Below are 855 nucleotides of genomic sequence, written 5' to 3'. Positions count from 1 at the left end.
ACGTTGTAAAACATACCCAACGAAACTCTCGCACTTAAAAATAAACAATCGAAATTTTGAAAATAGTAACTTTTAAGTTACCTTTGGAGGAATGGAAAAAGTTAGGCAAGTAATACAGTACAAACATTATTTCGAGGAGTTTCTACTTGCTCAACCGAAAAAAATTCAGGACAAAATATTTAAGGTCATTGAGATAATCGAAACCTTTCAACACGTGCCGAAAACCTATCTGGCGCCAATGAAAACGCACAAAGGATTATATGAGGCTCGAATAAAATTAGGTTCAGATATTTGGCGAGTTTTTTGCTTCTTCGACAAAGGTAAGTTAGTTATACTCTTAAACGGATTTACAAAAAAGACGCAAAAAACACCAAAAAAGAAATTGACAGAGCTGTCCGATTAATGAAAGAGTATTACGAGGATAAAAACAAAAGAGATGGAAACTAAAAGCTGGAAAGAAATAAAAGATACCGTTTACGGTGAAAAAGGAACTGAACGCAGAGATGAACTCGACAGAGATTTTGAATCGTTTAAAATTGGTCTGCTTTTACGAAACGCACGAGAGGAAAAAAATCTGACTCAAGAACAACTTGGCGAACTGATTGACAAAAAGCGGACTTATATTTCACGTGTAGAAAATAATGGCAGTAATCTGACTTTAAAAACCTTATTTGACATCGTTGAAAAAGGACTTGGTGGAAAAGTAAAGATATCAATCGAAATTTAATAGAAGTACGTTTTACAACACCGTGTATAAGTTATGGCTGGTTCTGTGCTTACTTGGAAAATCCTGCGGATTTTCCACAGGCAGTTGACCGTTTGGAATTGCCCGTGGTTAGTCCACGCCACAACTCA

Annotated in this window: 2 protein-coding genes; both read left to right on the top strand. The window is 35.9% G+C overall.

Annotation, left to right across the window (positions count from 1 at the left end):
* Positions 1 to 91: 91 nt before the first annotated feature.
* Entirely contained in the window at positions 92 to 403 is a 312-nt protein-coding gene (locus BZARG_RS02925; RefSeq protein WP_237702569.1) for a type II toxin-antitoxin system RelE/ParE family toxin, read from the top strand.
* 33 nt (positions 404 to 436) lie between these two features.
* On the top strand, positions 437 to 727 hold the full coding sequence (locus BZARG_RS02920) for a helix-turn-helix domain-containing protein (RefSeq protein ID WP_008635253.1): 291 nt from the start codon (positions 437 to 439) through the stop codon (positions 725 to 727).
* Positions 728 to 855 lie beyond the last annotated feature (128 nt).

This window comes from Bizionia argentinensis JUB59 (genome assembly GCF_000224335.1).
In the GTDB taxonomy this organism is placed as follows: domain Bacteria; phylum Bacteroidota; class Bacteroidia; order Flavobacteriales; family Flavobacteriaceae; genus Algorimicrobium; species Algorimicrobium argentinense.
Note: the sequence above shows the minus strand (reverse complement) of the source record. Positions and strands in the feature narration are given on the sequence as shown.

Bases quoted from the DNA above. Each gene is read 5' to 3' on its own strand.
- BZARG_RS02920 (WP_008635253.1), top strand. From the start codon at position 437: ATGGAAACTAAAAGCTGGAAAGAAATAAAAGATACCGTTTACGGTGAA.
- BZARG_RS02925 (WP_237702569.1), top strand. From the start codon at position 92: ATGGAAAAAGTTAGGCAAGTAATACAGTACAAACATTATTTCGAGGAG.